This is a genomic window from Bradyrhizobium sp. USDA 4501 (assembly GCF_054062115.1).
The window spans coordinates 181,783-208,507 of the sequence record NZ_JBSSEX010000001.1; the positions used below are offsets into that span (position 1 = coordinate 181,783).

At 65.4% G+C, this 26,725-nt stretch carries 25 protein-coding genes and 2 pseudogenes; 10 read left to right on the top strand and 17 right to left on the bottom strand.

What is annotated here, in order from left to right; all coding sequences use genetic code 11:
* The first annotated feature begins 124 nt into the window (after positions 1–124).
* Entirely contained in the window at positions 125–478 is a 354-nt protein-coding gene (locus ACVWZM_RS00820) for a hypothetical protein (RefSeq protein WP_082653787.1), read from the top strand.
* A 178-nt stretch (positions 479–656) separates the two neighbouring features.
* Entirely contained in the window at positions 657–1,289 is a 633-nt protein-coding gene (locus ACVWZM_RS00825; RefSeq protein ID WP_076826466.1) for a TerC family protein, read from the top strand.
* Between the two features lie 207 nt (positions 1,290–1,496).
* Here ACVWZM_RS00825 and ACVWZM_RS00830 read toward each other — a convergent pair whose 3' ends face one another.
* The 4 genes from ACVWZM_RS00830 to ACVWZM_RS00845 all read right to left on the bottom strand — a co-directional run bounded on the left by ACVWZM_RS00830 (position 1,497) and on the right by ACVWZM_RS00845 (position 6,322).
* Entirely contained in the window at positions 1,497–2,216 is a 720-nt protein-coding gene (locus ACVWZM_RS00830) for an RraA family protein (protein WP_028344569.1), read from the bottom strand.
* 406 nt (positions 2,217–2,622) lie between these two features.
* Positions 2,623–3,504, bottom strand: coding sequence for a CDP-diacylglycerol--serine O-phosphatidyltransferase (gene pssA, locus ACVWZM_RS00835; RefSeq protein WP_057017306.1), 882 nt, complete (start codon positions 3,502–3,504; stop codon positions 2,623–2,625).
* Positions 3,505–3,581: 77 nt separating this feature from the next.
* Positions 3,582–4,280 carry a phosphatidylserine decarboxylase gene (locus tag ACVWZM_RS00840; RefSeq protein WP_456851475.1) on the bottom strand — a complete coding sequence of 233 codons (699 nt, stop codon included), beginning with the start codon at positions 4,278–4,280 and terminating at the stop codon, positions 3,582–3,584.
* A gap of 53 nt (positions 4,281–4,333) precedes the next feature.
* Complete coding sequence (locus ACVWZM_RS00845) at positions 4,334–6,322, bottom strand: ABCB family ABC transporter ATP-binding protein/permease (protein ID WP_456851477.1); 1,989 nt, start codon at positions 6,320–6,322, stop codon at positions 4,334–4,336.
* Positions 6,323–6,535: 213 nt separating this feature from the next.
* On the opposite strand from ACVWZM_RS00845, the gene ACVWZM_RS00850 reads away from it, so the two are divergent.
* A complete protein-coding gene (locus ACVWZM_RS00850; protein WP_141340547.1) occupies positions 6,536–7,141 on the top strand; it encodes an LOG family protein in 606 nt (201 codons plus the stop codon).
* 193 nt (positions 7,142–7,334) lie between these two features.
* A pseudogene (locus ACVWZM_RS00855) lies at positions 7,335–8,170 on the top strand (IS5 family transposase).
* Positions 8,171–8,228: 58 nt separating this feature from the next.
* On the opposite strand, the gene ACVWZM_RS00860 reads toward ACVWZM_RS00855, so the two are convergent.
* From ACVWZM_RS00860 to cysS, 4 genes are all read right to left on the bottom strand, one after another.
* Positions 8,229–8,606, bottom strand: coding sequence for a VOC family protein (locus ACVWZM_RS00860; protein WP_229192507.1), 378 nt, complete (start codon positions 8,604–8,606; stop codon positions 8,229–8,231).
* A gap of 109 nt (positions 8,607–8,715) precedes the next feature.
* Positions 8,716–10,314, bottom strand: coding sequence for a citramalate synthase (gene cimA, locus ACVWZM_RS00865; protein WP_456851480.1), 1,599 nt, complete (start codon positions 10,312–10,314; stop codon positions 8,716–8,718).
* Positions 10,311–10,817, bottom strand: coding sequence for a GNAT family N-acetyltransferase (locus ACVWZM_RS00870; protein ID WP_310884805.1), 507 nt, complete (start codon positions 10,815–10,817; stop codon positions 10,311–10,313). The genes cimA and ACVWZM_RS00870 overlap by 4 nt, the downstream gene beginning before the upstream one ends.
* A complete protein-coding gene (gene cysS, locus ACVWZM_RS00875; protein ID WP_456851482.1) occupies positions 10,814–12,229 on the bottom strand; it encodes a cysteine--tRNA ligase in 1,416 nt (471 codons plus the stop codon). Before cysS ends, ACVWZM_RS00870 begins: the two co-directional genes overlap by 4 nt.
* 294 nt (positions 12,230–12,523) lie before the next feature.
* Between cysS and ACVWZM_RS00880 the strand changes: the two genes are divergently transcribed.
* Both ACVWZM_RS00880 and ACVWZM_RS00885 read left to right on the top strand, forming a co-directional pair.
* The gene (locus ACVWZM_RS00880; RefSeq protein WP_057017266.1) at positions 12,524–12,847 is read left to right on the top strand and encodes a hypothetical protein; all 324 of its coding nucleotides are present in this window, start codon (positions 12,524–12,526) and stop codon (positions 12,845–12,847) included.
* 143 nt (positions 12,848–12,990) lie between these two features.
* A complete protein-coding gene (locus ACVWZM_RS00885; protein ID WP_076826456.1) occupies positions 12,991–14,157 on the top strand; it encodes a DUF2865 domain-containing protein in 1,167 nt (388 codons plus the stop codon).
* Between the two features lie 7 nt (positions 14,158–14,164).
* Here the strand turns inward: ACVWZM_RS00885 and ACVWZM_RS00890 are convergent, their stop codons facing one another.
* The 3 genes from ACVWZM_RS00890 to ACVWZM_RS00900 all read right to left on the bottom strand — a co-directional run bounded on the left by ACVWZM_RS00890 (position 14,165) and on the right by ACVWZM_RS00900 (position 17,857).
* The gene (locus ACVWZM_RS00890) at positions 14,165–15,916 is read right to left on the bottom strand and encodes an NAD+ synthase (protein ID WP_456851484.1); all 1,752 of its coding nucleotides are present in this window, start codon (positions 15,914–15,916) and stop codon (positions 14,165–14,167) included.
* A 149-nt stretch (positions 15,917–16,065) separates the two neighbouring features.
* Positions 16,066–16,419: a diacylglycerol kinase gene (locus ACVWZM_RS00895; protein ID WP_028334253.1), complete on the bottom strand. Its 354-nt coding sequence runs from the start codon at positions 16,417–16,419 to the stop codon at positions 16,066–16,068.
* 49 nt (positions 16,420–16,468) lie between these two features.
* On the bottom strand, positions 16,469–17,857 hold the full coding sequence (locus ACVWZM_RS00900) for a class II 3-deoxy-7-phosphoheptulonate synthase (protein ID WP_028334252.1): 1,389 nt from the start codon (positions 17,855–17,857) through the stop codon (positions 16,469–16,471).
* A 151-nt stretch (positions 17,858–18,008) separates the two neighbouring features.
* Between ACVWZM_RS00900 and ACVWZM_RS00905 the strand changes: the two are divergent.
* Positions 18,009–18,936: pseudogene (locus ACVWZM_RS00905) on the top strand (alpha/beta hydrolase family protein).
* A gap of 186 nt (positions 18,937–19,122) precedes the next feature.
* On the opposite strand, the gene ACVWZM_RS00910 reads toward ACVWZM_RS00905, so the two are convergent.
* The 6 genes from ACVWZM_RS00910 to ACVWZM_RS00935 form a co-directional block, all read right to left on the bottom strand.
* Entirely contained in the window at positions 19,123–19,476 is a 354-nt protein-coding gene (locus ACVWZM_RS00910) for a cupin domain-containing protein (RefSeq protein WP_456851486.1), read from the bottom strand.
* Positions 19,477–19,533: 57 nt separating this feature from the next.
* The gene (locus ACVWZM_RS00915) at positions 19,534–19,743 is read right to left on the bottom strand and encodes a DUF2934 domain-containing protein (RefSeq protein ID WP_057017262.1); all 210 of its coding nucleotides are present in this window, start codon (positions 19,741–19,743) and stop codon (positions 19,534–19,536) included.
* Between the two features lie 473 nt (positions 19,744–20,216).
* A complete protein-coding gene (gene gor / locus ACVWZM_RS00920; RefSeq protein WP_456851488.1) occupies positions 20,217–21,602 on the bottom strand; it encodes a glutathione-disulfide reductase in 1,386 nt (461 codons plus the stop codon).
* A gap of 215 nt (positions 21,603–21,817) precedes the next feature.
* Positions 21,818–22,348, bottom strand: a complete 531-nt coding sequence (locus ACVWZM_RS00925; protein ID WP_057017260.1) for a DUF2059 domain-containing protein — start codon at positions 22,346–22,348, stop codon at positions 21,818–21,820.
* A gap of 23 nt (positions 22,349–22,371) precedes the next feature.
* Positions 22,372–23,070, bottom strand: a complete 699-nt coding sequence (rpiA, locus tag ACVWZM_RS00930; RefSeq protein WP_156436204.1) for a ribose-5-phosphate isomerase RpiA — start codon at positions 23,068–23,070, stop codon at positions 22,372–22,374.
* 108 nt (positions 23,071–23,178) lie between these two features.
* Positions 23,179–24,012 (bottom strand): SDR family NAD(P)-dependent oxidoreductase, encoded by an 834-nt coding sequence (locus ACVWZM_RS00935; RefSeq protein ID WP_168858327.1) that lies wholly within the window; start codon positions 24,010–24,012, stop codon positions 23,179–23,181.
* Between the two features lie 76 nt (positions 24,013–24,088).
* On the opposite strand from ACVWZM_RS00935, the gene ACVWZM_RS00940 reads away from it, so the two are divergent.
* From ACVWZM_RS00940 to moaA, 3 genes are all read left to right on the top strand, one after another.
* Entirely contained in the window at positions 24,089–24,769 is a 681-nt protein-coding gene (locus tag ACVWZM_RS00940; RefSeq protein WP_092084387.1) for an HAD hydrolase-like protein, read from the top strand.
* A gap of 161 nt (positions 24,770–24,930) precedes the next feature.
* Positions 24,931–25,419 (top strand): hypothetical protein, encoded by a 489-nt coding sequence (locus ACVWZM_RS00945; protein ID WP_456851490.1) that lies wholly within the window; start codon positions 24,931–24,933, stop codon positions 25,417–25,419.
* A 252-nt stretch (positions 25,420–25,671) separates the two neighbouring features.
* Entirely contained in the window at positions 25,672–26,706 is a 1,035-nt protein-coding gene (gene moaA / locus ACVWZM_RS00950) for a GTP 3',8-cyclase MoaA (protein WP_168858324.1), read from the top strand.
* Positions 26,707–26,725 lie beyond the last annotated feature (19 nt).

Below are 26,725 nucleotides of genomic sequence, written 5' to 3' on the forward strand. Positions count from 1 at the left end.
CGGAACCGCATACGTACATCTTGTCGCGCGGCCGGCGGTCGCGCGGCGCCGCGTCGCGCGTCAAGGAGATCGCGTTCTGATATCCTCGACGTGAACGACAAGTCAGGATCGGTAAAGGACCGGAATGTCCTCGATCATTCCAGACACGATGCTGCGAAAGACTCCCTCTCTGGAGCCGTTCGGCATGCTGCTGTTGTTCGGCGCGCTGACCGCGCTGCCGATCGTCCTGACGCTCCGTCTGGTTGAGCCTGCACTCGTGCTGCCCGTTCTCAGCCTGTTGTTGTTCGTCCAGGCAGCCATTGCCGCGATTGCGGCGCGCGTGATCCACGCGCGCTCAACCGTGGCGAACCTCACGCTGTGGGATTTTGCCGGCGCGTTCACCTTCATGGGGTGCGCAGCGGCGATCCTCGGCGAACCGGATCAGGCGGCGCTGTTCTTCGAGGAAGAAGCAGCAATGCGTCCGGTGTCACGACCGTAATCCCAGGCCGGGCCCCTCTGGCAGCCACAAGCTGCGATGTCGGACTGGAACTCAGTTGGAGTGGCCCTGCTTCGACCCGTGACGCGATAAGTGTCGCGGTGGATTTGCCGTCCGCATGACGGCAAGAGCCGGTTTCGTCGAAAGGGTCCGCTCCCCGACCTCAAGGGGAACATGACCCATGTCCGAACTATTTTCGCCCGAGTTGTTTTCACTCGACGCCCTCAGCGCATTGCTGCAGGTCGTCGTCATCGACCTCGTGCTGGCCGGTGACAACGCCGTCGTGATCGGCCTTGCCGCGGCCGGCCTGCCGGAGAAGCAGCGCGGCAAGGCGATCCTGATCGGCATCGGTGCCGCGACACTGCTGCGCATCATGTTCGCGCTGGTCACCACGCAGCTGATGCAGATCGTCGGCCTGCTGCTGGCCGGCGGCATCCTGCTATTGTGGGTGTGCTGGAAGATGTGGCGCGAGCTGCGCGCCGACGCGCACGAGACCACGGCCGAACACGCCGATGGCGCAAAGGGCCAGCGCAAGACGCTGTGGCAGGCCACCACGCAGATCATCGTTGCCGACGTCTCGATGTCGCTCGACAACGTGCTGGCGGTCGCGGGTGCGGCGCGGGAGCAGCCGATCGTGCTGGTGTTCGGCCTCGCGCTCTCGATCGCGATGATGGGCGCGGCGGCCTCCGTCATCGCGCGGCTGCTGCAGAACCACCGCTGGATCGCCTATGTCGGACTCGCCGTGATCCTCTATGTCGCCATTGACATGACGGTTCGCGGGGCGAACGAGATCGCGAAGGTGGCTCCGGCCTGACCTTAGCCAACCTGTTTTGCGTCATTGCGAGCCATCCGGTCGGCGCAAAGCACCGCCGGATGACAGGCTCCGCGAAGCAATCCATCTCGACACTTGCGGAGACATGGATTGCTTCGTCGCTTCAGCGCAAAATTGCTCTGCAATTTTGTCGCGAGCTCCTCGCAATGACGGAGGGCACCTGCCCGCCGTCAGCACCATGCGCCTGCCTCAGTGGATTTCCGCCGAACGCTTCAGCGCGTCCTTGAGCTTCTCGAGCGAGAAATCCTTGCTGCGCGCGATGTCCAGGATCGGGGTCTCGCGGCGGCCGCAGAGTTCGGCGGCCTCGGGCAGCTTCGCCGCGACCTCATAGGGGATCACGATGGCGCCGTGGCTGTCGGCGTGGATCAGATCGTCGGATCGCACCGTCATGCCGGCGACGCGGACCTCGCCGCCAAAGCTCTCGGCATGCACCCAGGCGTGCGACGGGCCGATCGAGCCGGCCAGCGCCTGGAAGCCCGGCGCCCATTGCGGGATGTCGCGGATCGAGCCGTCGGTGATGACGCCGAGGCAGCCGAGCGCCTTGTGCACGTTGCTCTGCACCTCGCCCCAGAACGCACCATAGCCGACGTCCGGGCCGTCGATGTCCTGGATGACAGAGATGCGCGGGCCGAAGCCGGTGCCGACATATTCGTAATATTCGATGCGGCGCTTCGACTGCTCCTCGGCCGAGAGGCCGGATTTCAGCACCGAGCGGATCGTCGTGGTGCGGGCGTAGCCGACCATCGGCGGCAGCGTCGGGAACGGGCAGACCAGCGGCTTCACGGTGTAGCCGATCAGACGGCGCTCCGGCGCGACGATCTCCATCGCGTTGCAGATCGTCGGCGTGTCGTAGCGCGCCAACGCTTCAAGGACGGAAGCAGGAAGCGGGGCGGAAGCGGATGTCGTCACGGCGTTTCTCTCCTGATTTTTGGCGTCAGATCATGATGCGTTTCCAGGGAAACGCATCATGATCTCATTTCTTTGTTTGAGCATGATCTTTTCGGAAAACCGGTCTCCACTTTTCCGGATCATGCTCGAGCGGGCCGTCTCAGCCTATAGCCGAGATCGCAGGCGAACCCAACCGAGGCACGCTCATGGCTGATATTTGCTGGAATGAAACCACTCTATCACCGTCACCCCCGCGCAACGGCGAAACCGTTGTCGCTGGAAGTGGCCGCTTCTTCAGCGGCCCTCGAAGGGTCGACGGCCCCAATCTCGGAGGAGCCGGGCAGTACATCCTTCGAGGCTCGCCCGGCGGCGCAATTGCGCCGCAAGGCTCGCACCTCAGGATGACGGTCGACTACCGAGGGCGCACTCAGTGCAGATGCGTCGGACGATCGTCGTGGTCGCTCTCCGCGACCGGCGCCGTATAGGGAGCAGCGGCCTGCGCCGCCACCGGCGCGCCCGCAGCTTGCGTCTGCGCGGCAAGCTGGCGCTCCTGGTCGCGGTAGGACTTCCAGCCCCAGGGCAGGCTGATCAGATAGAGCACCGAGCCCGCCGACAGGATGTGCCAGGGATAGCCGATCAGCAGCGCGACGATGAACACCACCGACACGAACACCGGCAGCACCATTTCCGGCGGCACGCGCATCTTCACGGTCTTGCCGGAGAACACCGGCAGCCGCGACACCATCAGGAAGGCGATCAACAGCGTGTAGAACGCCGTCAGCGTCGCCGGCGGCATCGGCACGCCGAGGAAGGCGAGATAGATCGGCAGCAGCACGGTGATCGCACCGGCAGGCGCCGGCACGCCAGTGAAATAGTTGGCGGCGAAGGCCGGCTTGTTCGGATCGTCGATCGAGGCATTGAAGCGCGCAAGCCGCAGGCCGCCGGAGATCGCGAACACCATCGCGGCGATCCAGCCGCCATTGTTCAATTCATGCAGCTGCCAGAAATACAGGATCAGGCCCGGCGCGACGCCGAAATTGACGAAGTCGGCGAGGCTGTCGAGTTCGGCGCCGAATTTCGACTGGCCCTTGATCATGCGCGCGACGCGGCCGTCGATGCCGTCGAGGATCGCGGCGAACACGATGGCGGCGACCGCCAGCTCCATCCGCCCTTCCGTCGACAGCCGGATCGCGGTGAGGCCGGCGCAGATCGCCAGCAGCGTGATCATGTTCGGCACCAGCATCCGCACCGGGATCGGGCGGAACCGCCGGCGGCGATACTCGGTGGAATTCGGATCGAATGGCGTCATGGCCTGATGAATATAGCAAGCGCCGCCCGGCTCCGCCATTGCGGCGGGAACCGGCTGATGGGGCTGGCGAAACAGAGTTAATCGGCGCGGTAGGTCCGGCCCGGATCGGCGTTGCGGAAATCCGCCAGAATCGTCTCGCCGGCGACCGCGGTCTGCCCCTCGGAGACCAGCGCCTTCGTGCCCTCGGGCAGATAGACGTCGAGCCGCGAGCCGAAGCGGATCAGGCCGAAGCGCTCGCCGGCGCCGATCGACTGGCCCTCCTTGACGAAGCAGACGATGCGCCGCGCCACGAGGCCCGCGATCTGGACCACGCCAATGCGCCCGTTGGAGGTCGAGATCACGAGCGAATTGCGCTCATTGTCCTCGCTCGCCTTGTCGAGCTCGGCATTGATAAAGGCGCCGGGCCGGTAGGCAATGCGGTCGATGCGGCCGACCACCGGGCTGCGGTTCACATGGCAGTTGAACACGCTCATGAATACCGAGACACGCGGCAGCGGCTTGTCGCCGAGCCCGAGCTCGGCCGGCGGCAGCGCCTGCACCACCATCGAGACGCGGCCGTCGGCCGGCGATACCACGATGCCGTCGCGCAGCGGCGTCACGCGAACCGGATCGCGGAAGAACAGCGCGCACCAGACGGTCAGCAGCGTCCCGATCCAGCCCAGCGGGGTCCAGATCCAGAACAGGATCAGGCTCGCCAGAGCGAAGCCGCCGATAAAGGGACAGCCCTCGGGGTGGATCGGCGGGATCTGCGCGCGGATGGAGTTGGCGATCGACATCAGAGCTCGCTTGCGTTTCCCCGCCCCATTTGGCGGGAGAGGCCCTAAATCGACTATTCCGCGGCGGTCGGCAAGGGTTTCTCACCCGCATCAGGGCTGGAATCCTCCGACGTTTTGGTGACCGCCGGCGGCAGCCGATTCGGCGCGGTGCCGTCGTCATCGACCTGGGCGAGCCGTTCGCGGGCCTCCTCGGCCTCGCGTTGCCGGTTCCACATGCTGGCATAGAGGCCGTCGGCGGCCAAAAGCCGCGCGTGGGTGCCGCGCTCGGCGATCCGGCCCTGGTCCAGCACGATGATCTCGTCGGCGCCGACGATGGTCGACAGCCGGTGCGCGATCACCAGCGAGGTGCGGTTGCGCGAGACCCGCTCCAGCGCGCCCTGGATCTCGTGCTCGGTGTGGCTGTCGAGCGCGGAGGTCGCCTCGTCCAGCACCAGGATCGGCGGCGCCTTCAGCACCGTGCGCGCGATCGCAACGCGCTGCTTCTCGCCGCCGGAGAGTTTCAGGCCGCGCTCGCCGACCTGCGTCTCATAGCCCTGCGGCGACATCCGGATGAAGCCGTCGATCTGCGCGAGGCGCGCCGCCTCCTCCACCTCGTCGTCGCCGGCATCCCAGCGGCCATAGCGGATGTTGTAGCGGATGGTGTCGTTGAACAGCACGGTGTCCTGCGGCACCATGCCGATCGCCGAGCGCAGCGAGGCCTGCGTCACGGTCTTGATGTCCTGGCCGTCGATCAGGATGCGGCCGCTCGAGACGTCGTAGAGGCGGAACAGCAGCCGCGAGATCGTCGACTTGCCGGCGCCGGAGGGACCGACGATCGCAACCGTCTTGCCGGCCGGCACCTCGAAGCTCAGGCCCTTGAGGATCGGCCGGTCCGCCTCGTAGGAGAAGCGGACATCCTCGAACCGCACGCTGCCGGATGACACCGCGAGCGGCTTGGCCCCCGGAATGTCCCTCACCTCGGGATCGCGCGCCAGCACGTCGAACATCTTCTCGATGTCGATGATCGCCTGCTTGATCTCGCGATAGACCATGCCCATGAAATTCAGCGGCTGGTAGAGCTGGATCATCATCGAATTGATCAGCACGAAATCGCCGACAGTGTGGGTGCCGTTGCGGATGCCGAACGCGCACATCAGCATGGTCGCGGTCAGCCCGGCGGTGAAGATGATCGCCTGCCCGGTGTTGAGCACCGCGAGAGAGGTATAGGTCTTCACGCTGGCCTGCTCGTAGCGCTCCATCGAGCGATCGTAGCGCCGCGCCTCGCGCTCCTCGGCGCCGAAATATTTCACCGTCTCGTAGTTGAGCAGCGAGTCGATCGCCTTGGTGTTCGCCTCGGTGTCGGAATCGTTCATCCTGCGGCGGATCTCGATCCGCCACTCGGTCGCGATATAGGTGAAGTACATGAACACGACGACCGTGAGCAGCACCGCGAGCACGTAGCGCCAGTCGAACTGCCAGAGCAGCACCGCCGCCAGCAGCGCGACCTCGACGATGGTCGGGATCAACTGCAGGATCACCATCCGCACGATGGTCTCGATGCCGGAGCGGCCGCGCTCAAGGACGCGGGTCAGGCCGCCGGTCTTGCGCTCGAGATGGAAGCGCAGCGACAGTTCGTGCATGTGCACGAAGGTGATGTAGGCGAGCCGCCGCACCGCATGCATGGCGACGCGGGCGAAGATGCCGTCGCGCCACTGCGTCAGCACCGCCATGATGATGCGCACCGCGCCGTAGCTGATCGTCATCAGCACCGGCGAGGCGATCAGCCAGACCACCCAGTTCGAGGCCGCGACCGGCGCCGAGCCGGTGCCGTTCAGCGCATCGATCGCCCATTTGAAGGTGAACGGCACCGACAGCGTGGCGAGCTTGGCGAACAGCAGCAGCACCACCGACCAGATCACGCGCGTCTTCAAATCGGCGCGATCGCCGGGCCAGATGTAGGGCCACAGATGAACGAGGGTGCCGAGCAGCGTCCCCTTCTCGGCGGCCGGCGGCGTGGCCGTGGGCTGTGCGGCGCCGGTCACACTCTGTTGCGGCGGCACCATCAGGCGCCCGCCCGCGCGGTCACGGCGCGGCGGTCCGCTGCCACATCTTTTCCACGGTTTGCCATTGTGCCCGTCATATAGATCGTTTGAACGCGGCGTACAGGCTTATGACGAAAATTGTTCGCGATTCGCGGGAATTTACGGGATTTTTTGGCCCTCAATCCCCATATGGGAGTCTTGACCCTGTTTACGCTGCAGTGCCACAAGGAACGTATGAACCAAATCAAGACTGTCTGTGTTTATTGCGGCTCCGGCCCCGGTAACAATCCCCGTTTCGTTGAAGCTGCCGTCGCGCTCGGCAAGAGCTTTGCCGAAAACAACGTGCGCCTGGTCTATGGCGGCGGCTCGATCGGCCTGATGGGCGCGGTCGCGAGATCGACGCTCGATCACGGCGGCTCCGTCACCGGCATCATTCCCGAATTCCTGCGCGCGCGCGAGAACGCGCTGACCTCGGTTCAGGAGATGATCGTCACGCCCGACATGCATGAGCGCAAGCGCCTGATGTTCGAGCGCTCGGATGCGTTCGTCGCGCTGCCGGGCGGCATCGGCACGCTGGAAGAGCTGGTCGAGCAATTGACCTGGCAGCAGCTCGGCCGTCACCACAAGCCGATCCTGCTCGCCAACATCGACAATTTCTGGGAGCCCCTGCTCTCGCTTTTGAACCACATGCGCATGACCGAGTTCATCCGCCCGACGCTGCCGATCAACGTGCTGATGGCCGATCGCATCGACGAGATCCTGCCGCGGCTGCGTTCGGCGGTGGCACGCACGCCCGAGGCCGCGAAGGATCTCGCGCCCGAAGTGGCGCGGCGGCTGTAACTGTTCGCCGCACTTTCGGCTCCATGACCGTCATGCTGAGGAGGCCGCAGAGCGGCCGTCTCGAAGCCCCCGCTGGTGGCCGTGCATCCTTCGAGACGCGCTACGCGCTCCTCAGAGCCTGACTGAAAAATGGGTGAGTGATCTCAGTGGGGTGTGATTCCATCGGATTTGCAAAGATTCGAGGGAGAGCACGATGCCCTGGACCAAGATCACTCGGGAGCAATATCGGCGGGACGATCTGCGTTATGCAAGCGATATGACCGATGCGGAGTGGGCGGTGATCAGACGCCTGTTGCCGCGAGCGAACCGGCGCGGCCGGCCGCGTAAGACGGAGCTGCGTCGTGTGATCGAAGCGATCCTCTATATCGTTTCGACCGGCTGCCAGTGGCGGGCGTTGCCGCAGGAGTTCCCGCCCTATTCGACGGTGCAGGGCTATTTTTATAGATGGCGGGATACAGGCCGGTGGCAGAGGATTGTCAGCGTGCTTGTCCGCCGGGCGCGAAAAAAGCTTGGACGGACACCGAAGCCGACGGCAGCCGTGATCGACAGTCAAAGTGCGCCAACCACGCAAGCTGGTGGACCGCGCGGCTACGATGCAGGCAAGCGCATCTACGGCCGCAAGCGGCATATCGTGACGGATACCAATGGCCTCCTCCTTGGGGTTCATGTTCATCCGGCCAACGTTCAGGACTGCCATGGCGCCGTACCGCTACTGAAGAACGTGCGGAAGAACTTCCCCCGGCTGCGCCACGTCTTTGCCGACCGGATCTACCGCGGAAATCAACTCCTCGACGCGCTCTCAGACTGCGGTCCATGACTGTCGAGATCGTCGAGCGGCCTCAAGGCGTCAAAGGCTTCCAGCTTCTGCCGAGGCGGTGGGTGGTTGAACGCACATTCGCTTGGTTCGGCAGATGCCGCCGCCTCGCCAAGGACTTCGAGGCGACGGTGGCAACCGAAGCTGCCTGGCTGCTGATTGCACACATCAGGCTCCTGACCCGCAGACTCGCGGCTGCAGCTAAGGTTGGGTGATTTATGAGTCAGACTCTCAGGATGACGGGTCGAGACAAGTGCTAGCCTGAAATCCTTACTACTCGCTCGGAAACGTCACGGCCTCGATGCGGTTGCCGTCGGGATCGAGGACGAAGGCCGCATAGTAGCGCACGCGGTCGTGCGGGCGCAGGCCCGGAGGACCATCGGAGAGGCCGCCGGACGCCAGCGCGGCGGCGTGAAAGGCATCGACCTCCGCGGTGGTCTTCGCGCGCAGGCAGATATGGGTGCCGCTCTCATGCGGCACCTGCGCCATCGTGGCGCGCAGATTGATCCAGAACTCGGGATAGGCCTTGCCGAAGCCGATCGTCGCCGGCCGCGTGACGAGGCGGCTCAGGCCAAGCGCGGCCAGCGTCGGCTCGTAAAACCGCGCGGCCCGTTCCAGATCGCGGACGCCGACGGAGACGTGGTCGATCATGGATACTCCCTCCCCGTTGTCATTCCGGGATGGTCCGAAGGACCAGACCCGGAATCTCGGGATTCCGGGTTCGCTGCTTCGCATCGCCCCGGAATGACGGCTCAATCACTCACGCCTGCGCGCCCGACTTCACCAGCTTGTAGAACACCGAATCCATCAGCGCCTGGAACGAGGCGTCGATGATGTTGGGCGAGACGCCGACCGTGGTCCAGCTCTCGCCGGTCTCGTCCTCGCTCTCGATCAAGACGCGCGTGACCGCCTCGGTGCCACCATTGAGGATACGCACGCGGTAGTCGATCAGCTTCAGGCCATCGATATATTTCTGGTACTTGCCGAGGTCCTTGCGCAGCGCGACGTCGAGCGCGTTGACCGGGCCGTTGCCTTCGGCGGCCGAGATCAGCCGCTCGCCGTCGACATCGACCTTCACCACCGCGAGCGCCACCGTGACGCGCTGGCCGTTGGCGTTGTAGCGCTGCTCGACATTGACGTCGAACTGCTCGACCTTGAAATATTCCGGCACCTTGCCGAGCGTGCGGCGCGCCAGCAGGTCGAAGGAGGCGTTCGCCGATTCATAGGCAAAGCCCGCGGCCTCGCGCTCCTTCAATTCCTCGACCAGCCGCATCAGCCGCGGATCGCTCTTGTCATAGGCGATGCCGGCACGGTCGAGCTCGGCCATCACGTTGGAGCGGCCGGCCTGATCGGACACCAGCACCTTGCGGTGATTGCCGACGGAATCCGGCAGCACGTGCTCATAGGTCTGCGGATCCTTCATGACAGCCGAGGCATGGATGCCGGTCTTGGTGACGAATGCGCTTTCGCCGACATAGGCCGCATGGCGGTTGGGCGCGCGGTTCAGCATGTCGTCGAGCGTGCGCGACACCTTCATCAGCGTCGCCAGCTTCTCCGTGGTGACGCCGATCTCGAACTTGTCGGCAAACTCCTGCTTCAGCTTCAAGGTCGGGATCAGTGAGCAGAGGTTGGCGTTGCCGCAGCGCTCGCCGAGGCCGTTGAGCGTGCCCTGGATCTGCCGCGCGCCGGCCCGCACCGCGGCGAGCGAATTCGCCACCGCCTGCTCGGTGTCGTTATGGGCGTGGATGCCGAGATGGGCGCCGGGCACCTGCTTGATGACTTCGCCGACGATGGTCTCGATCTCATGCGGCATGGTGCCGCCATTGGTGTCGCACAGCACCACCCAGCGGGCGCCGGCCTTATAGGCCGCCTTGGCGCAGGCGAGCGCGTAGTCGCGGTTCTCCTTGTAGCCGTCGAAGAAATGCTCGCAGTCGACCATCACCTCGCGGCCGAGCGCCTTCGCGGCAGCGACGCTGTCGCGGATCGAGGCGAGGTTCTCCTCATTCGTGGTCTCGAGCGCGACGCGGACCTGGTAGGCGGAGGATTTCGCGACGAAGCAGATCGCGTCCGCCTTGGCCTCGAGGATGCCGGCAAGCCCGGGATCGTTCGACGCCGAGCGGCCCGGCCGCCGCGTCATGCCGAAGGCGGTGAAGCGTGCGTGGTCGAACGCAGGCTTCTTGCTGAAGAACTCGGTGTCGGTCGGATTGGCGCCGGGATAGCCGCCCTCGACATAGTCGATGCCGAGCGCGTCGAGCATGCCTGATATCACCTGCTTGTCCTGCAGGGTGAAGTCGACGCCATTGGTCTGCGCGCCGTCGCGCAGCGTGGTGTCGAACAGATAGAGGCGCTCGCGGCTCACGCGTGGCCTCCCGGGGTCGCGACACCATCGAGCTGCTTCTGCATCGTGGTGTTGGCGAGCCACTCGTCGTTGATAGTGACCGAGTTGCGCTGCTGAGCGACGTAGCCGCGCTTGCGGAAGAATTCCAGCGCGGTGTCGCTGGCATCGACCTTCAGGGTCTTGGTGCCGCGGGCACTCGCGATCTTCTCAAGCGCATCGCACAGCGCGCCGCCGACACCCTGCCCGACCGCGCTCGGATGCACATAGAGCATGTCGATGAGATCGGCGCCCTTCAGCGAGGCGAAACCGACCGGGGCGCCCTGCAAGGTCGCGATCAGCGTGAGCTGGCCGGCGAGCTTCTTGCCGAAGGCCGCCTCGTCGTCGGCGGCCATCGCCCAGGCTTCCTGCTGCGCCTCGCTGTAGTCGTCGCCGGTCAGGTCCATGATCGAGGCCGAGAAGATCGCCGCCAGCAGCGGCGCGTCGTCGGGCAGATACGGGCGCAAGGCGGGCGCGGAGCGGCTCATCGCGCGACCTCCCAGGTGGTGATCGGCTTTCCTTCGGCATCCTTTCCGTCCTTGATCGCCACGCCCATCGCGGCGAGCTGATCGCGGATCCGATCCGACTCCTTGAAGTCCTTGCGGGCCCGCGCCGCGGTGCGCTCGGTGATCAGTGCTTCCACCGCGGCGGCATCGACACCGCTCGCCTGCTGCTTGCGGGCCTCCCACGCGGCCGCGCTCTCCGACAGGAAGCCGAGCAGCCGGAGCGAGCCGGCAAACTCCCTGCGGCTCTGTTCGCTGCTCGACGCAGCACCGCGCAGGCCGTGCAGCACGGCCATCGCCTGCGCCGTATTGAGGTCGTCGTAGAGCGCCTCGACCATCGCCGGCGACGGCGCGCCGGGATCGGCGTCGGCCGCGACCGCGTACCAGTCGTCGAGTGTCTTCGCGGCCTCCTCGGTGGCCTTGGCGGTCCAGTCGAGCGGCGAACGATAATGCGTCTTCAGCATGGCAAGCCGCAGCACCTCGCCGGGCCAATCGGCCAACAGATCGCGGATCGTGAAGAAGTTGCCGAGCGACTTCGACATCTTCTCGCTTTCGATCTGCAGGAAACCGTTGTGCATCCAGACATTGGCCATGCGGTCGGAGTGGAACGCGCAGCAGGTCTGGGCGAGCTCGTTCTCATGGTGCGGGAACACCAGGTCGATGCCGCCGCCATGAATGTCGAACTTCTCGCCGAGATGCTTCCAGGCCATTGCCGAGCACTCGATGTGCCAGCCGGGGCGGCCCTCGACCTTGATGCTTGCGGGCGACGGCCATGACGGCTCGCCCGGCTTCGACGGCTTCCACAGCACGAAATCGGTGTTGTCGCGCTTGTAGGGCGCGACATCGACGCGGGCGCCGGCGATCATCTCGTCGAGCGAACGCTTCGACAGCGCGCCGTAACGCGGCAACATCGAATTGGCCGCGTTCATCGCCTGCGGCGAGAACAGCACGTGATCCTCGGCGACATAGGCAAAGCCGCCGGCAACCAGCTTCTCGATGATGGCGCGCATCTCCGGGATGTGCTCGGTCGCGCGCGGCTGCACGGTCGGCGGCAAGCAGCCGAGCGCCGTGACGTCGTCCTGATACTGCTGATAGGTCTGCTCGGTGACCTTGCGGATCGCCTCGTTCAGCGGCACGCCGGGATAATCCCGCGCGGCGCGGACGTTGATCTTGTCGTCGACGTCGGTGACGTTGCGGACATAGGTCACGTGATCGGCGCCATAGCGATGGCGCAGCACGCGAAACAGCACGTCGAAAACGATGGCGGCGCGGCCGTTGCCGATATGGGCGAAGTCGTAGACCGTCGGTCCGCAGGCATACATGCGGACGTTGTCGGCATCGAGCGGCACAAACGGCCGCTTCTCCCGGGTCAGCGTATCGTAGAGGCGCAAATCCATGGAAACCGTTCCCTTGCGGCCGGGCGGTCCAATGCTCTCATGTGTTGAGAAAAGACGGCCTCAGCCAGCGAATCGCTAGCTCATAATCTCGCGGCAAATGCTGCAGATGGCGAGGTGGCCGTTCATGGTTCCACCATGTCTCACGGCCCCATTATTGCGTCAAGGGGCTGTTTTCGGGCGGTTAGCCACCCGCTCCGCACCGAAATCACGTCAACGCCCTCATGGTTAATCATTATTAAGGATTTGGGCGTATCCGGTCGCTTGCGGATTCCCCGCCATTTTCACTGGTGCACCATGCGGCCTGTTTCAGCATTGATTGCCTGCACGCTCTTTGTTGCTCCGTCCTTCCTTGTTTCCTCGGCCGCGCTGGCCGACAGCCGCGTCTTCATCGTCGCCAACCAGGCCGACGGCTACGGCATCGACCAGTGCCTCGCCCGCGGCGATCGCTGCGGTGCCTCCGCCGCCCGCGCCTATTGCCGGTCACGCGATTTTGCGCAGGCCACCAATTACCGCCGCGTCGATCCCGACGAGATCACCGGTGCGGTTCCGCACGCCGCGAATGAAAAATGCAACGGCAACAGCTGTGGTGAATTCGTCGCCATCACCTGCCAGCGCTGAGCCAAGCCGCTGGCCAGACGGGGTTATTGCCACACCGGCGCCCCGGAAACGACGTGACGCTGCCCCGAGAAACGGCTATTGCAGCGGCCTTGCCCGCGCGCTTTGGCGTTGATCGCCGCGCGGCGTCGTTTTAATGGCCGGATATGCCCAATAGCTCCCGTTCTCGCTTCTCCCGCTGGTTTCTGAGTTGCGCCGTGCTGGCCGGCATGTCCCTGCCCGCCACGCATGCCCTGGCGCAAGTGCCGCCCGGCCCGCCCGGTCCGGCTCCGCAAGGCGCGCCACAGCCCAATCCGCAGGCCAATCCGATGTGCGGCCGGCTCGAAGGCCAGCTGGCGGCGATCGACCGCGGCGGCGGCTCCGGCGACCCGGCCAAGGACGAGCAGATCCGCCGCTATCAGGACGCGGCAACCCGCCAGCAGGGCGAGCTCGATCGCGTGACGGCGCAGGCCCGGCGCATGGGCTGCGACAGCTCCGGATTCTTCTCGCTCTTCAACAACAATTCGGCGCAGTGCGGTCCGGTCAACACCCAGATCCAGCAGATGCGCGCCAATCTCGACCAGATCACCGCCAATCTCGAGCGGCTGCGCTCGGGCGGGCTCGGCGGCGCCGACCGCGAGAACCAGCGCCGTTCGGTCCTGACCGCTCTGGCGCAGAATAATTGCGGCCCGCAATATGCCGCGGCCGCGCGTGGCCCCGGCAACTTCCTCGAGAACCTGTTCGGCGGCGGTGGCGGCGGCAATCCCAACAATCCGCTGCCCCCGCCCGATGCGCAGTATGGCGCCCAGTCCGGGACCTTCCGCACCGTCTGCGTCCGCACCTGCGACGGCGCCTATTTCCCGATCTCGTTCGCGACCGTGCAGGCGCGCTTCGCCGCCGACGAGCAGATCTGCAAGGCGCAGTGCCCTGCCGCGGATGCCAGCCTGTTCACCTACCGAAATCCCGGCGAGGACATCAACCAGGCGGTCTCGATCAGCGGCGTGTCCTACTCGTCGCTGCCGAACGCCTTCAAGTACCGCACCGAGTTCAATCCATCCTGCTCCTGCAAGCCGGCCGGCCAGAGCTGGGCCGAGGCGCTGAAGGCGGTCGACGACAAGGCGTCCGCCGAGCAGCAGGGTGACATCATCGTCACCGAGGAGAGCGCGCGGAAGATGCAGCAGCGCGCCCAGACCAAGGCCGCCGCCGGCAAGAAGGGCGCGCCCGCAGCCGCAGCTCAACAGCAGCCCGCCGCCGCTGACGCCGCGGCACCGGCCGCGCCGGCGAGCGACGGCCAGATCCGCACCGTCGGCCCGACCTTCATTCCCAAGCGGTAAGAAGAGTTCAGCCCTCGAACGCTTCCGCCGACGCGCGCGAGGTGCGCGCCACCAGCGTCTCGTCGGGCGCCGGCAGCGCCTTGCCGAAATCGCGGAAGCGGTTGGTGATGGGATAGCGGCGGTCGCGGCCGAAGTTCTTCCGCGTCACCTTCACCCCCGGCGCCGCCTGCCGCCGCTTGTATTCGGCGATGTTGAGCAGGCGATCGACCCGGGCCACCACGTCGCGGTCGAAGCCGGCTTCGATGATGGTCGCCAGCGGCTCCTCGCGCTCCACCAGCCGCTCGAGGATCGCGTCCAGCACGTCGTAGGGCGGCAGCGAATCCTGGTCGGTCTGGTTCTCGCGCAACTCGGCGGTCGGCGGCCGGATGATGATGTTGACCGGGATCACCTCGCCTGACGGCCCGAGCGCGCCGTCCGGCTTCCAGCCATTGCGCAGGCTCGACAGGCGAAACACCTCGGTCTTGTAGATGTCCTTGATCGGATTGAAGCCGCCGTTCATGTCGCCGTACAGCGTGGCGTAGCCGACCGACATCTCCGACTTGTTGCCGGTGGTCACCACCATGGCGCCGGTCTTGTTGGAGATCGCCATCAACAGCGTGCCGCGGGCGCGCGCCTGCAAATTCTCCTCGGTGATGTCGCGCTCCAGACCCTTGAACACCGGCGCCAGAATCGTCTCGAAGCCGTTCACGGCATCGGCGATCGGCAGGATCTCGTAGCGGATGCCGAGCGCCGCGGCGAGCTTGGCGGCATCGTCGAGCGACACCTGCGCGGTGTAGCGGAACGGCAGCATCACGCCGCGCACCTTGTCGGCGCCGAGCGCATCGACCGCGATCGCCGCGCACAGCGCCGAGTCGATGCCGCCGGAGACGCCGAGCAGCACGCCGGGAAAACCGTTCTTGCGGACATAGTCGCGCAGACCGAGCACGCAGGCCGCGTAGTCGGCCTTGTCGCCCTCGAGCTGCGCCGTGATCGGCCCGTTGCAGCGCCAGCCGTCGGCGGTCTTGCGCCAGGTCAGCGTCGTGATGTTCTCCTCGAACGCCGGAAGCTGCGCCGCGACGGAAAGATCGGCATTCAGCGCGAACGAGGCGCCGTCGAAGATCAGCTCGTCCTGGCCGCCGACCTCGTTGAGATAGACCAGCGGCAGCCCGCTCTCAGTGACGCGCGCGACGACGATCGACAGCCTGAGGTCGGCCTTGTCGCGGGCATAGGGCGAGCCGTTCGGCACCACGAGAATCTCGGCGCCGGTCTCGGCGAGACATTCGACGACGTTCTCGTATTCTTCGGACTCCTCGAGCCAGATGTCCTCGCAGATCGGCACGCCGATACGCACGCCGCGCACCGTCACCGGGCCCGGCGCCGGGCCGCGCGCGAACAGCCGCTTCTCGTCGAACACGCCGTAATTCGGCAGATTGGCCTTGAAGCGCAGCGCGGCGATGCGGCCGCCGTCGAGCAGCGCGCAGGCATTGTAGAGCTTGCCGTCCTCGACCCACGGCGTGCCGATCAGCATCGCTGGGCCACCATCCCTGGTCTCGCGCGCCAGTTCCTCGATCGCGGCGCGGCAGGCCGACTGGAACGCCGGCTTGAGCACCAGATCCTCCGGCGGGTAGCCGGCGATGAACAGTTCCGACAGCACCACGAGGTCGGCGCCGTCGGCCTTGGCTTTCTCGCGCGCGGCGCGCGCCCTCGCGGCGTTGCCGGTGACGTCACCGACCGTCGGATTGAGTTGCGCCAGGGTAATCTTGATCTGTTGTTCGCTCATACGCTTAAGTTGTCCTGCACAACAGCAAACTTCAATCATCTTCCAGTCATGGTGCGATTGCAGAAATCGCGCCATGACCGGCGGGAGCTTCTTTTGAGCATGATCTGATCGGAAAACCGGTTCCCACGTTTCCGGATCATGCTCGGGAATCAGAACGCGCCCATGCGTTCGGCGAGGGCGAACAGCCAGAACAGCCCGGCCATGACGAGCGCGACGCCGACCGCGGCCGAGCCCATGTCCTTGACCCGCCCGATCTGCGGATCGTGATCCATGGTCAGGCGATCGGCTAGCTTCTCGATCGCGGTGTTGAGCAGCTCGATGACGAGCACCAGCACCACGGTCGCAACCAATTCGACCCGGCGCATCACGGTGGCGCCGACCAGCCAGGCCAGCGGCAGCGACAGCGCCAGCGCCACCACCTCCTCGCGAATCGCCTGCTCCGAGCGAATGGCGAATGCCAGCCCGTTGCGCGAGTTGATGGTGGCTCGCCAGAACCTCAGCAAGTCACGGCCCCCAAGTCCAAGTCACTGCCTGCCCAAGCCACAGCCCCAATCACAACCCCGCAGCGGCCGGCATCGGCTTGACCTTGCCGGCGCGCTCCTGCTTCAGGAGTTCGGCGATCAGGAAGGCCATGTCGATCGACTGTTCGGCATTAAGACGGGGATCGCAGACCGTGTGGTAGCGGTCGTTGAGGTCCTCATCGGTGATGGCGCGCGCGCCGCCGATGCATTCGGTGACGTCCTGTCCGGTCATCTCCAGGTGCACGCCGCCGGCATGGGTGCCTTCGGCAGCGTGGATCTGGAAGAACGACCTCACCTCCGACAGCACGCGATCGAACGGCCGCGTCTTGTAGCCCGAGGTCGAGGTGATGGTGTTGCCGTGCATCGGATCGCACGACCACACCACCTTGCGCCCTTCCCGCTGCACGGCGCGGATCAGGCCTGGCAGATGGTCGCCGACCTTGTCGGCGCCAAACCGGTTGATCAGGGTCAGGCGCCCCGGCTCATCGTCGGGATTGAGGATGTCGATCAGCTTCAACAGTTCGTCCGGCTTCAGCGACGGGCCGCATTTCAGGCCGATCGGGTTCTTGATGCCGCGGAAATATTCGACATGGCCGTGATCGAGCTGACGGGTTCGGTCGCCGATCCAGATCATGTGGCCGGAGGTCGCGTACCAGTCGCCGGTGGTGGAATCGACCCGCGTCATCGCCTGCTCGTAGCCGAGCAGCAGCGCCTCGTGGCTGGTGTAGAAATCGGTGGCGCGCAGCTCGGGATGGCTCTCGAGGTCGAGGCCGCAGGCGCGCATGAAGTTCAGCGCATCCGAGATACGGTCGGCCAGCTCCTTGTAGCGGCGTGATTGCGGCGAATCCTTCAGGAAGCCGAGCATCCACTGATGCACGCTGCCGAGATTGGCGAAACCACCGGTGGCGAACGCGCGCAGCAGGTTCAGCGTCGCGGCGGATTGCCGATAAGCCATCAGCTGGCGCTGCGGATCGGGAATGCGCGCTTCCGGGGTGAAGGCGATGTCGTTGACGATGTCGCCGCGATAGCTCGGCAGCTCGACGTCGCCCTGCTTCTCGGTCGGCGACGAGCGCGGCTTGGCGAACTGGCCGGCGATCCGGCCGACCTTCACCACCGGCAGCGCGCCGGCATAGGTCAGCACGACCGCCATCTGCAACAGGACGCGGAAGAAGTCGCGGATGTTGTTGGCGCCGTGCTCGGCAAAGCTCTCGGCGCAGTCGCCGCCCTGCAGCAGGAAGGCCTCGCCGGCGGCGACCCGCCCCAGCGCCTTCTTCAGGCTGCGCGCCTCGCCCGCGAACACCAGCGGCGGAAAAGTCGCCAGCTGGGCCTCGACATCGGCCAATGCCTTGGCATCGGGATAATCGGGCACCTGCAGCACCTTCTTGGCGCGCCAGCTATCGGGTGTCCACCGCTCGGACATGAGGTCAACTCCTGAGCAAAAACCGCAACTTAATCACGGCATGACGAAAGCCCGGCTTATACACAGGGCCCCGCTTTCCCGCTAGAAGGATTCCTGCAATCTGGTCAAACCCTTGCAGGGAAATCCGAATTCGCATTTGGTAGAGCATAGCATGAATGCCGGGGAAATCGCCGTGGCCTCCGCCGCGCTGGACGACGTTTTTAGCGACGACATCGTCGTGCCGGCCGCGGATGGCTATCCGCTCGCCGCGACGCTGTTCCTGCCGCGCGGCACGCGGCGTCAGGCCGTGCTGATCAATTCGGCGACTGCCGTGCCCCGCAAGGTCTATCGCGGCTTCGCCGGCTACCTCGCCCGCCGCGGCGCCCGCGGTACTGACCTACGACTACCGCGGCACCGGCGGTAGCCGGCCGATGGCGGCGACCGGCCTCAACAAGCCGAAATCACTGGCCGGCTTCAAGGCCACGATGGCGGACTGGGCTGCGCTCGACGCCACCGCGGCGGTGAGCTGGATGCGCGAGCGCTATCGCAGCCTCCCCTTCGCCTATGTCGGCCACTCCTTCGGCGGCCAGGCGCTCGGGCTGCTTGCCAACAATGCCGAGATCCCGCGCGCGCTCCTGATCGCATCGCAGGCTGCCTATTGGAAGCTGATGGCCTCGCCCGAGCGCTACCGCGTCGTCGCCTTCATGACCGGCGTCGGCCTGCCGCTGGCGCGCACGCTCGGTTACCTCCCCGCTTGGGCCGGCCTCGGCATGGACCTGCCGAGGGGCGCGTTCGAGCAATGGCGGAGCTGGGTGATGCGGGAGCGCTATCTGCTCGATGATGCCACGCTGACAGCGCGCGAGAATTTTCCGAAGTTCAAGGGCAAGCTCCGCGCGCTTGTCATGACCGACGACACCTGGGCAACGCGGCCGGCGGTCGAATTGCTGTGCTCCGCCTTCACGTCGATCACGCCGGAGATCATCTCGATCCGTCCCGCCGACGCCGGCGCAAAAGCGATCGGCCATCTCGGCTTCTTCCGCAGCGACCACCGCGACGCGCTGTGGCGCGGTGCCGCGGAGTGGATTGAGGCGGAGGGATAGACGCGGCACTCTCCGTCGTCGTCCCTGCTTTCGCAATGCGAAAGCAGGGACGACGCCGCATTTATTGCGCTGCTGGTGAGTCATAATTTCGCATTCTCGCGACATGAATCGCGCGAGCTTTGCTCTTCAACTCGGATTCGCGGTCAAGATGATGGGTATCGCTTCGCTCCACCCATCCTGCCAGCCTCACACCACCTTCCGCGGCGCCGCCGTCGCAGCGTCGCCCGTGTTCGGTGTCCCGGTCGGCTCGATCAGCAGCAGATGCACCTCTTCCCGCGCGACGGGGCGATGCTCGACGCCTTTCGGCACGATGTACATCTGGCCGGGCGTTAGCGTCACGGTGCGGTCGCGCAGCTCGATGTCGAGGATGCCTTTCAGCACGAGGAAGAAATCGTCGGTGTCGTCGTGCTTGTGCCAGACGAATTCGCCCTGCACCTTTACCACCATGACGTCGCAGGCATTGAATTGCGCCACGGTGCACGGCGACCAGTGATCACTGAATGTCGACAGTTTCTGCGAAAGATCGATCGCGCCGTTCATGATGCCTCCGGGTCCGGGCCAGCCTGCCGGACTCGTTAGCTCAGCCGCGCGACGCACTCAATGCACGCCCCTCAGCCTCTCCGGATATGTACTCGGCCCATTGTGCCCGTTGATGTCGCAAGGCGCTTCGCCGTTGGTGGCCCGCCGCGCCAGCAGTTCCTTTTCGGCCTGATACCAGAGCTGATCCATCTTGCCCGGCGGCTCGCCGGCGTCCTTCCATAATTCGTAGGCGCGGGTCCGGATCTCCTGCTCGGTTGGGCCTCTCATGCGCGGCTCCCTCAATTTGAGACATCAAACTGTTTGAGAGTGGAACGGACAGCATAGCGCAAGGTTCCAGGGTGCGCGAGACGGCCGCGCGCCGATGGCGCATCGCCTGTGCACAAGCGCCGTTGCGCAGACCATTCGCCGGAAACCGCGTTCGATTTGAGCGCGCGAAGCGGCCCTGAGGAAAAGTCCCGGGTGGATGTGCATGTCAACAAGGGTGCCCTAATTCCCGGGCACGAAGCGCGGCCGTCGGCGCCGGTCTTGCGGAGGCGCGCTACCCCTTCCGAGGTATGAAACCTTTGCCCCGCTTCCGCAGACAAAAACTCATCAGGATTTTGCCAACCTTCCTGGGGCTAGAGACAGCGCCGTCCGCATGTATTTTAAGCGGGCGGCGTTGGGCTGTCAGGCAGGGCTCATTCCCCGTTCCCCATCGCCAGGAGAACACCAGGACGGCAGCGCCGGCCTGCGGGCTACCGCTACTCCGCCGCCTGGCGCACGTGGCGCGCGGTGGGCGTCCGCATCGTCACCAGCTCTTCGGAAGCGGTCGGATGCAGCGCGATGGTGGCGTCGAAATCGGCCTTGGTCGCCTTCATCTTGACGGCGATCGCGACGGCCTGGGTGATTTCGGCGGCGCCATCGCCGACGATGTGGCAGCCGAGCACGCGGTCGCTCGCCCCGTCGACCACGAGCTTCATCAGCACGCGGGTGTCGCGGCCGGACATCGTCGCCTTGATCGGGCGGAAATCGGTCTTGTAGATGTCGACGTGGCTGAACTGCGCCCGCGCCTCCTCTTCCGTCAGACCAACGGTGCCGACCTCCGGCTGCGAGAACACCGCGGTCGGGATCGTGGCGTGGTCGACCTCGACCGGGCGCTTGCCGAACACCGTGTCGGCGAAGGCATGGCCCTCGCGGATCGCAACCGGCGTCAGATTGGTGCGGTGGGTGACGTCGCCGACCGCATAGATGTTGTCGACCGAGGTCTTCGACCAGCCGTCGACCTGGATGCCGCCATTGGCGGGATTGATGGCGACGCCGGCGGTCTCAAGCCCGAGATTGGCGACATTGGGATGCCGGCCGATCGCGAACATCACCTGGTCGGAGGCGATGCTCGAGCCGCTCGACAGGTGCGTGGTGAAGTCACGGCCGTGCTTGTCGACCTTCGCCACCGTGCATCCGGTGATGATGGTGATGCCGCGCTTCTCCATCTCGGCGCGGACATGCTTGCGCACGTCCTCGTCGAAGCCGCGCAGGATGTTGTCGCCGCGATAGATTACCGTGACGTCGGAGCCGAAGCCGGCGAAGATGCCGGCGAATTCCAGCGCGATGTAGCCGCCGCCCTGGATCACGATCCGGTTCGGCAGCTCCTTGAGGTGAAACGCCTCGTTGGAGGAGATCACGTGCTCGATGCCGGGCACGATTGGCCCGTGATTGGGCGCGCCGCCGGTCGCGATCAGGATGTACTTCGCCGTCACCTTCTCGCCGGTGGCGAGTCTGATGGTGTGGGCATCCTCAAGCACCGCGCGGGTCTTCGCGATCCGTGCGCCCGACTTCTCGACGTTGGTGGTGTAGGCGCCCTCGAGCCGGGCGATCTCCTTGTCCTTGTTGGCGACGAGAGTGGCCCAGTCGAACGAGACCTGCCCGATGCTCCAGCCGAAGCCGGCCGCGTCCTCGATCTCGTCGTGGACGTGGCTGCCGATCACGAACAGCTTCTTCGGCACGCAGCCGCGGATCACGCAGGTGCCGCCCATCCGGTACTCTTCGGCGACCATGACCTTCGCACCGTAACCCGCGGCGATGCGGGCGGCACGAACGCCGCCCGAACCACCACCGATGACAAACAGGTCGACGTCAAACTCGGCCATGGTAAATCTCAGCTCTAATCGCCGGAATTCGGCTTGATCAACTGCTTTCCCTCAGCTTGAGGGCATCTAGTCTTTCACCGCCGTCATTGCGAGGAGCGATAGCGACGAAACAATCCATCTCTCCGCTTTTGGGACAATGGATTGCTTCGCTTCGCTCGCAATGACGTAGATAGTGCGGCGCACTCAACTTGACGCCCGTCATGCTGAGGCGTCGTTTAGATATCCTTGCCGCGCTTCTTCATCTCGGCCTTGAACTGGGCGTTGACGATCACGCCAAACTGCTGCGCCCACTGCTGCATATATTGCAGCGAATCGTTGATTGCCTTGGGCTCAGAGGTCAGAAGCTTCTGACCGAGCGGCGTCTTGTAGAAGATCACGAGATCCTTCAGCTCCTGCTCGGTGAACTCGGCGGCGTAGAGCTGCGCCATGCCTTCGCCGATTTCCTTCTCACTGCCACCCAGGTTCTTGGCGATGACGAGCGCGACCTCGTTGAGGTCCTTCTGGTAGTTGAGGTATTGCTGGAGCAGACCGGTCTTGGTCTTCTCGATGATTCCAGGAACGGCGCCGGCATACATCACCTGCACGTTCTTCATCTGAAGGATTTCCTTGGCGTACCCAATCGCCGCGGGGGTCGACTGCTTGACCTGGGGCATGGGAGGCAGCTGCGGCTGCTGCGCCATCGCCGGTGCGAGCGCCAGTCCAGCCGCCAGGGCCGCAGCCGACAAAAGTCCCGAAAAACGATTCATTCCAAGTCTCCTTGCTTGCGGCCTCATGGCCGTTCAACAACCCGAATTCCCTGCGCGCCGGCCAGCACGGCGACGCTGCCAAGCCCGATGAACAGGCCGTGTTCGACCACGCCCGGAATCACGCTGAGCAAACCGGCAAGACGCGGCGGATCGCCGATCCGGCCGAGATGGGCATCGACGATCCAGTGGCCGCCATCGGTGACAAAAACGTGACCGTCCTTGCCCTGACGGACCAGCATTTCGCCGGATACGCCGGCCTCTGAAAACGCCCGCGCCATCGCGGCCTGGGTCGCGGCGAGCCCGAACGGGATCACCTCGACCGGCAACGGAAAGCGGCCGAGCACGTCGACCCATTTGCTGTCGTCGGCGATCACGATCATGCGATCACTGGCGGCCGCGACGATCTTCTCGCGCAGCAGCGCCCCGCCGCCGCCCTTGATCAGGTTGAGCGCCGGGTCGATCTCGTCGGCGCCGTCGATGGTGAGGTCGAGATGGTCGATCTCGTCCAGCGTGGTCAGCGGAATGCCGCAGCGGATCGCATCCGCGCGGGTCGCTTCCGAGGTCGGCACGCCGATCACCTTCATGCCCGACCGGACCTTCTCGCCGAGCAGCTCGACGAAATGCTTCGCGGTCGATCCGGTGCCGAGCCCGAGCTTCATGCCGTCGCGCACCTCTTCGAGCGCGCGCGCCGCCGCCTGGCGTTTCAGTGCGTCCATGTCCACGTGCCGATAGCCCCTCGATTGGTCCGTTACGGGCCGCCATCGGGTGGCCCGGCGGGCGCATATCTAGCGTCGTTTTGCAGGCAGGAATAGCGGCAAGCGGACCAGTCTTTAGGCCGAAACGGCGTCCATCGCGGCCAAAATCGCCGAAAAGCGCTGTTCGACCTCGGCCCGCATCCCGGGGTGGGTGAAAATGTAGAACTGGTCGTCGCGGATCGCGGCCAGCACATGTCCTGCAACCGACGCCGGATCGAGACCGGCCTCCAGGCGTCGCGCGATCTCGGCGACGACAGCGGCCATCGGGCTTGCCGGATCGAGCTGACGGGTCGGGCCGTACTGCTCCGGGCGGTTGCGCCCGCTCTCGCCGATCCGGGTCCGCACAAAGCTCGGACAGAGCACGCTGACGCCGATCCCGAGCGGCCTGAGCTGCATGGCGAGCCCTTCGGACAGGCTGACGACGGCGAACTTGGTCGCCGAATACGGGCTCAAGCCAAGCCCGGCATTCATCCCGGCCATCGAAGCCGTATTGACGATATGGCCACCCTCGCCGTGCCCGCGGATGTGCGGCAGGAAGCTCCTGATGCCGTGCACGACGCCCATCAGATTGACGTCGATCACCCAGCGCCAGTCGTCGACCGAGATCGGGTCAATGCCGCCGCCGGCCGCGACGCCGGCATTGTTGCAGACGACATGGACCTTGCCGAAGGCGCGGAACGATGCCTCCGCCGCGCGATCGATGCTTAGGGGATCGGCAACGTCGCAGACCACGCCATGAGCATCCGCGCCGCCGGCGCGCAGCGCATCGACGGCCTTGTCCAGCGGACCGGCTTCAATGTCGGCGAGCATCACCTTCATGCCCTCGCGAGCAAAGGCGGTTGCCATCGCCAGTCCGATTCCGCTGGCCGCGCCGGTGACGAAAGCGGCTTTTCCGGCAAGTTCCCGCATCTCAGCCTCCCCTATCTCATGACGTGCCCACATCTACTCTTGCATCGCAGCGCCCGGCCCGATAGCCAAAAGCATCATGTCCGCCGCCTCTCCCCCCATCGTCGTATTCGATCTCGACGGCACGCTGGTCGACACCGCGCCTGATCTGATCGGCGCGCTGAACCATGTGCTCGACCGCGAGGGCCTGCGGCCGGTGCCGCTGGCGGCCGCGCGCAACATGATCGGCGCCGGCGCGCGCAAGCTGCTCGAACGCGGGCTCGAGGTGGAAGGACGCGCGGTCAGCGTCGGTGACCTCGACCGCTTGACCGCGGATTTCGTCGACTATTATGCCGAGCATATCGCCGACGGCTCGCGACCTTTCGACGGGCTCGAGGCCGCGCTCGACCGGCTCGAGGCAAAGGGCCATCGCTTTGCGGTGTGCACCAACAAGCTGGAATGGCTGTCGAAGCTGCTGCTCGACCGGCTCGGCCTGACCAAGCGCTTCGCCGCGATCTGCGGCGCCGATACCTTCGGCATCGCAAAACCCGATCCGACGTTCCTGCGCGAAACGGTGGCCCGCGCCGGCGGCCGGCTGCCCGGCGCCATCATGGTCGGCGATGCTGGCCCCGATGTCGGGGTCGCAAGGCGCGCCCAGGTCCCGGTGATCGGCGTCGATTTTGGCTATACCGACGTTCCGATGACCGAGCTGAAGCCGGACCGGCTGATCAGCCATATGCGCGATCTGCCGGACGCCGTCGCCAGCCTGAGCGCGGCATAAACTTTCCGCAACACACTGATATCGCTTGGCAATATTTAGCCATGCGATTCCACCATTAACCATCCTTTAACGAGCAGGGCCCCCGCTGTTGCGCCTCTGTTCCGACGCACCTATGGTCCGCTCCGGGGATTGTGGCTGATTGCCGCAGTAGAGTGTGGATCATGCGTCGTATCATCGTAATTGCGGCCGCCGGGCTGAGCCTGGCCGGCTGCTCCTCTTTCTCATTGGATTCGTTCAAGTCGGCGCCACCGCCGATGCCGGTGCAGCTGGATTCAAACCCGCCGGGCGCCGACGCCGTGACCTCGCTCGGACCGGGCTGCAAGACGCCCTGCACCGTGTCGATCCCGGCGCCGGAGACCAACTTCTCCGTCACCTTCAACATGCCGAAGTTCCAGCCGGCGACCGTTCCGGTCACCGTGACTCGCGTTCCCGGCGACTTCACCACGCCGGCGACCACGACGCTGGATCCCAGTCCGGTGTTCGCCGAGCTGCAGCCGGCCGGACCGCCGCCGCGCGCGGCGAAGATGCGGCCGAAAAAGAAGAAGCCGAAGCCGGCTGCCGCCGCGGCGCCTGCCGCCGCCGCTCCAGACTCCGCGTTCCCCGCCCCGAGCGCGGCCGCGCCGGCGCCGGCCGCGGCTCCGTCGCGCTAGCGCGGGCTGCACCGGATTTGCACTGCACAAGAGCGCGGCCCAAAGCCTGGTTTTTGCATTTGGTCGAGACACATCCGCGATTGCGATCATGCATCGCGCGATCTGCCTCGCCTATCGCTTTGCATGCTGCGGATCATCCATACGATCATCCCTTGGGACGCATTGTGACAACGCGCCAACATGCATAGATTGCGGATGCCGGAGCCGATCACGGCGCGGCAGGCAGGAAACAGATTGCAAGGCCCGAACTGAATGAACGGATCCACGCAAGCACATTCCGACACGCTGTTTCGTCCGATGACCGATCCGTTCGGCCGGACCATCCGTTATTTGCGCGTCTCCGTCACCGACCGCTGCGACCTGCGCTGCTTCTACTGCATGTCGGAGGACATGACCTTCCTGCCGAAGGCCGATCTCTTGACGCTGGAAGAGCTCGACCGGCTCTGCTCGGCGTTCGTCGCCAAGGGCGTGCGCAAGATCCGCCTCACCGGCGGCGAGCCGCTGGTCCGCCGCAACGTGATGGGCCTGGTGCGCTCGCTGTCGCGGCATCTGACCACGGGCGCACTCGACGAATTGACGCTGACCACCAACGGTTCGCAGCTGGCGCGCTTCGCCCAGGAGCTGGCCGATTGCGGTGTGCGCCGCGTCAACGTCTCGCTCGACACCCTCGACCCCGTAAAATTCCGGGCCATCACCCGCTGGGGCGACATCGACAAGGTGCTGTCGGGCATCGAGGCGGCGCGGTCGGCGGGACTCGCGGTCAAGATCAACGCGGTCGCGCTGAAGAACCTGAACGAGGACGAGATACCGGCGCTGATGGAATGGGCGCACGGCAAGGGCATGGGCCTCACCTTGATCGAGGTGATGCCGATGGGCGACATCGGCGAAGGCCGGATCGATCAGTACGTGCCGCTGTCCTTGATGCGCGCGCGGCTCGAGAAACACTACACGCTGACCGATCTGCCCGACGACACCGGCGGCCCCGCTCGCTACGTCCGGGTCGCCGAGACCGGCGGCAAGCTCGGCTTCATCACGCCGATGACCCATAATTTCTGCGAATCCTGCAACCGGGTGCGGATCACCTGCACCGGCACGCTGCACACCTGCCTCGGCCACGAGGACGCCTCCGACCTGCGCCGGCCGCTGCGTGCCTCCGCCGACAACGATTTGCTGGCGGCGGCCATCGACCGGGCCATCGGACTGAAGCCGAAGGGGCACGATTTCATCATCGACCGCCGCCACAACCGTCCGAGCGTCAGCCGCCACATGAGCGTGACCGGCGGCTAGTCTTCAAGCTCCCTCCCGA

What these genes read in the sequence shown, in the direction of transcription:
- ACVWZM_RS00915 (WP_057017262.1), bottom strand. Translation starts at nt 19,743, where the DNA reads ATGAGAGGCCCAACCGAGCAGGAGATCCGGACCCGCGCCTACGAATTA.
- ACVWZM_RS00870 (WP_310884805.1), bottom strand. Translation starts at nt 10,817, where the DNA reads ATGAGCCGCTCCGCGCCCGCCTTGCGCCCGTATCTGCCCGACGACGCG.
- moaA (WP_168858324.1), top strand. Translation starts at nt 25,672, where the DNA reads ATGAACGGATCCACGCAAGCACATTCCGACACGCTGTTTCGTCCGATG.
- gor (WP_456851488.1), bottom strand. Translation starts at nt 21,602, where the DNA reads ATGGCCGAGTTTGACGTCGACCTGTTTGTCATCGGTGGTGGTTCGGGC.
- ACVWZM_RS00885 (WP_076826456.1), top strand. Translation starts at nt 12,991, where the DNA reads ATGCCCAATAGCTCCCGTTCTCGCTTCTCCCGCTGGTTTCTGAGTTGC.
- ACVWZM_RS00910 (WP_456851486.1), bottom strand. Translation starts at nt 19,476, where the DNA reads ATGAACGGCGCGATCGATCTTTCGCAGAAACTGTCGACATTCAGTGAT.
- ACVWZM_RS00850 (WP_141340547.1), top strand. Translation starts at nt 6,536, where the DNA reads ATGAACCAAATCAAGACTGTCTGTGTTTATTGCGGCTCCGGCCCCGGT.
- ACVWZM_RS00925 (WP_057017260.1), bottom strand. Translation starts at nt 22,348, where the DNA reads ATGAATCGTTTTTCGGGACTTTTGTCGGCTGCGGCCCTGGCGGCTGGA.
- pssA (WP_057017306.1), bottom strand. Translation starts at nt 3,504, where the DNA reads ATGACGCCATTCGATCCGAATTCCACCGAGTATCGCCGCCGGCGGTTC.
- ACVWZM_RS00890 (WP_456851484.1), bottom strand. Translation starts at nt 15,916, where the DNA reads ATGAGCGAACAACAGATCAAGATTACCCTGGCGCAACTCAATCCGACG.
- ACVWZM_RS00840 (WP_456851475.1), bottom strand. Translation starts at nt 4,280, where the DNA reads ATGTCGATCGCCAACTCCATCCGCGCGCAGATCCCGCCGATCCACCCC.
- ACVWZM_RS00845 (WP_456851477.1), bottom strand. Translation starts at nt 6,322, where the DNA reads ATGGTGCCGCCGCAACAGAGTGTGACCGGCGCCGCACAGCCCACGGCC.
- ACVWZM_RS00935 (WP_168858327.1), bottom strand. Translation starts at nt 24,012, where the DNA reads ATGCGGGAACTTGCCGGAAAAGCCGCTTTCGTCACCGGCGCGGCCAGC.
- ACVWZM_RS00860 (WP_229192507.1), bottom strand. Translation starts at nt 8,606, where the DNA reads ATGATCGACCACGTCTCCGTCGGCGTCCGCGATCTGGAACGGGCCGCG.
- ACVWZM_RS00940 (WP_092084387.1), top strand. Translation starts at nt 24,089, where the DNA reads ATGTCCGCCGCCTCTCCCCCCATCGTCGTATTCGATCTCGACGGCACG.
- ACVWZM_RS00900 (WP_028334252.1), bottom strand. Translation starts at nt 17,857, where the DNA reads ATGTCCGAGCGGTGGACACCCGATAGCTGGCGCGCCAAGAAGGTGCTG.
- ACVWZM_RS00945 (WP_456851490.1), top strand. Translation starts at nt 24,931, where the DNA reads ATGCGTCGTATCATCGTAATTGCGGCCGCCGGGCTGAGCCTGGCCGGC.
- ACVWZM_RS00825 (WP_076826466.1), top strand. Translation starts at nt 657, where the DNA reads ATGTCCGAACTATTTTCGCCCGAGTTGTTTTCACTCGACGCCCTCAGC.
- cysS (WP_456851482.1), bottom strand. Translation starts at nt 12,229, where the DNA reads ATGGATTTGCGCCTCTACGATACGCTGACCCGGGAGAAGCGGCCGTTT.
- ACVWZM_RS00880 (WP_057017266.1), top strand. Translation starts at nt 12,524, where the DNA reads ATGCGGCCTGTTTCAGCATTGATTGCCTGCACGCTCTTTGTTGCTCCG.
- ACVWZM_RS00820 (WP_082653787.1), top strand. Translation starts at nt 125, where the DNA reads ATGTCCTCGATCATTCCAGACACGATGCTGCGAAAGACTCCCTCTCTG.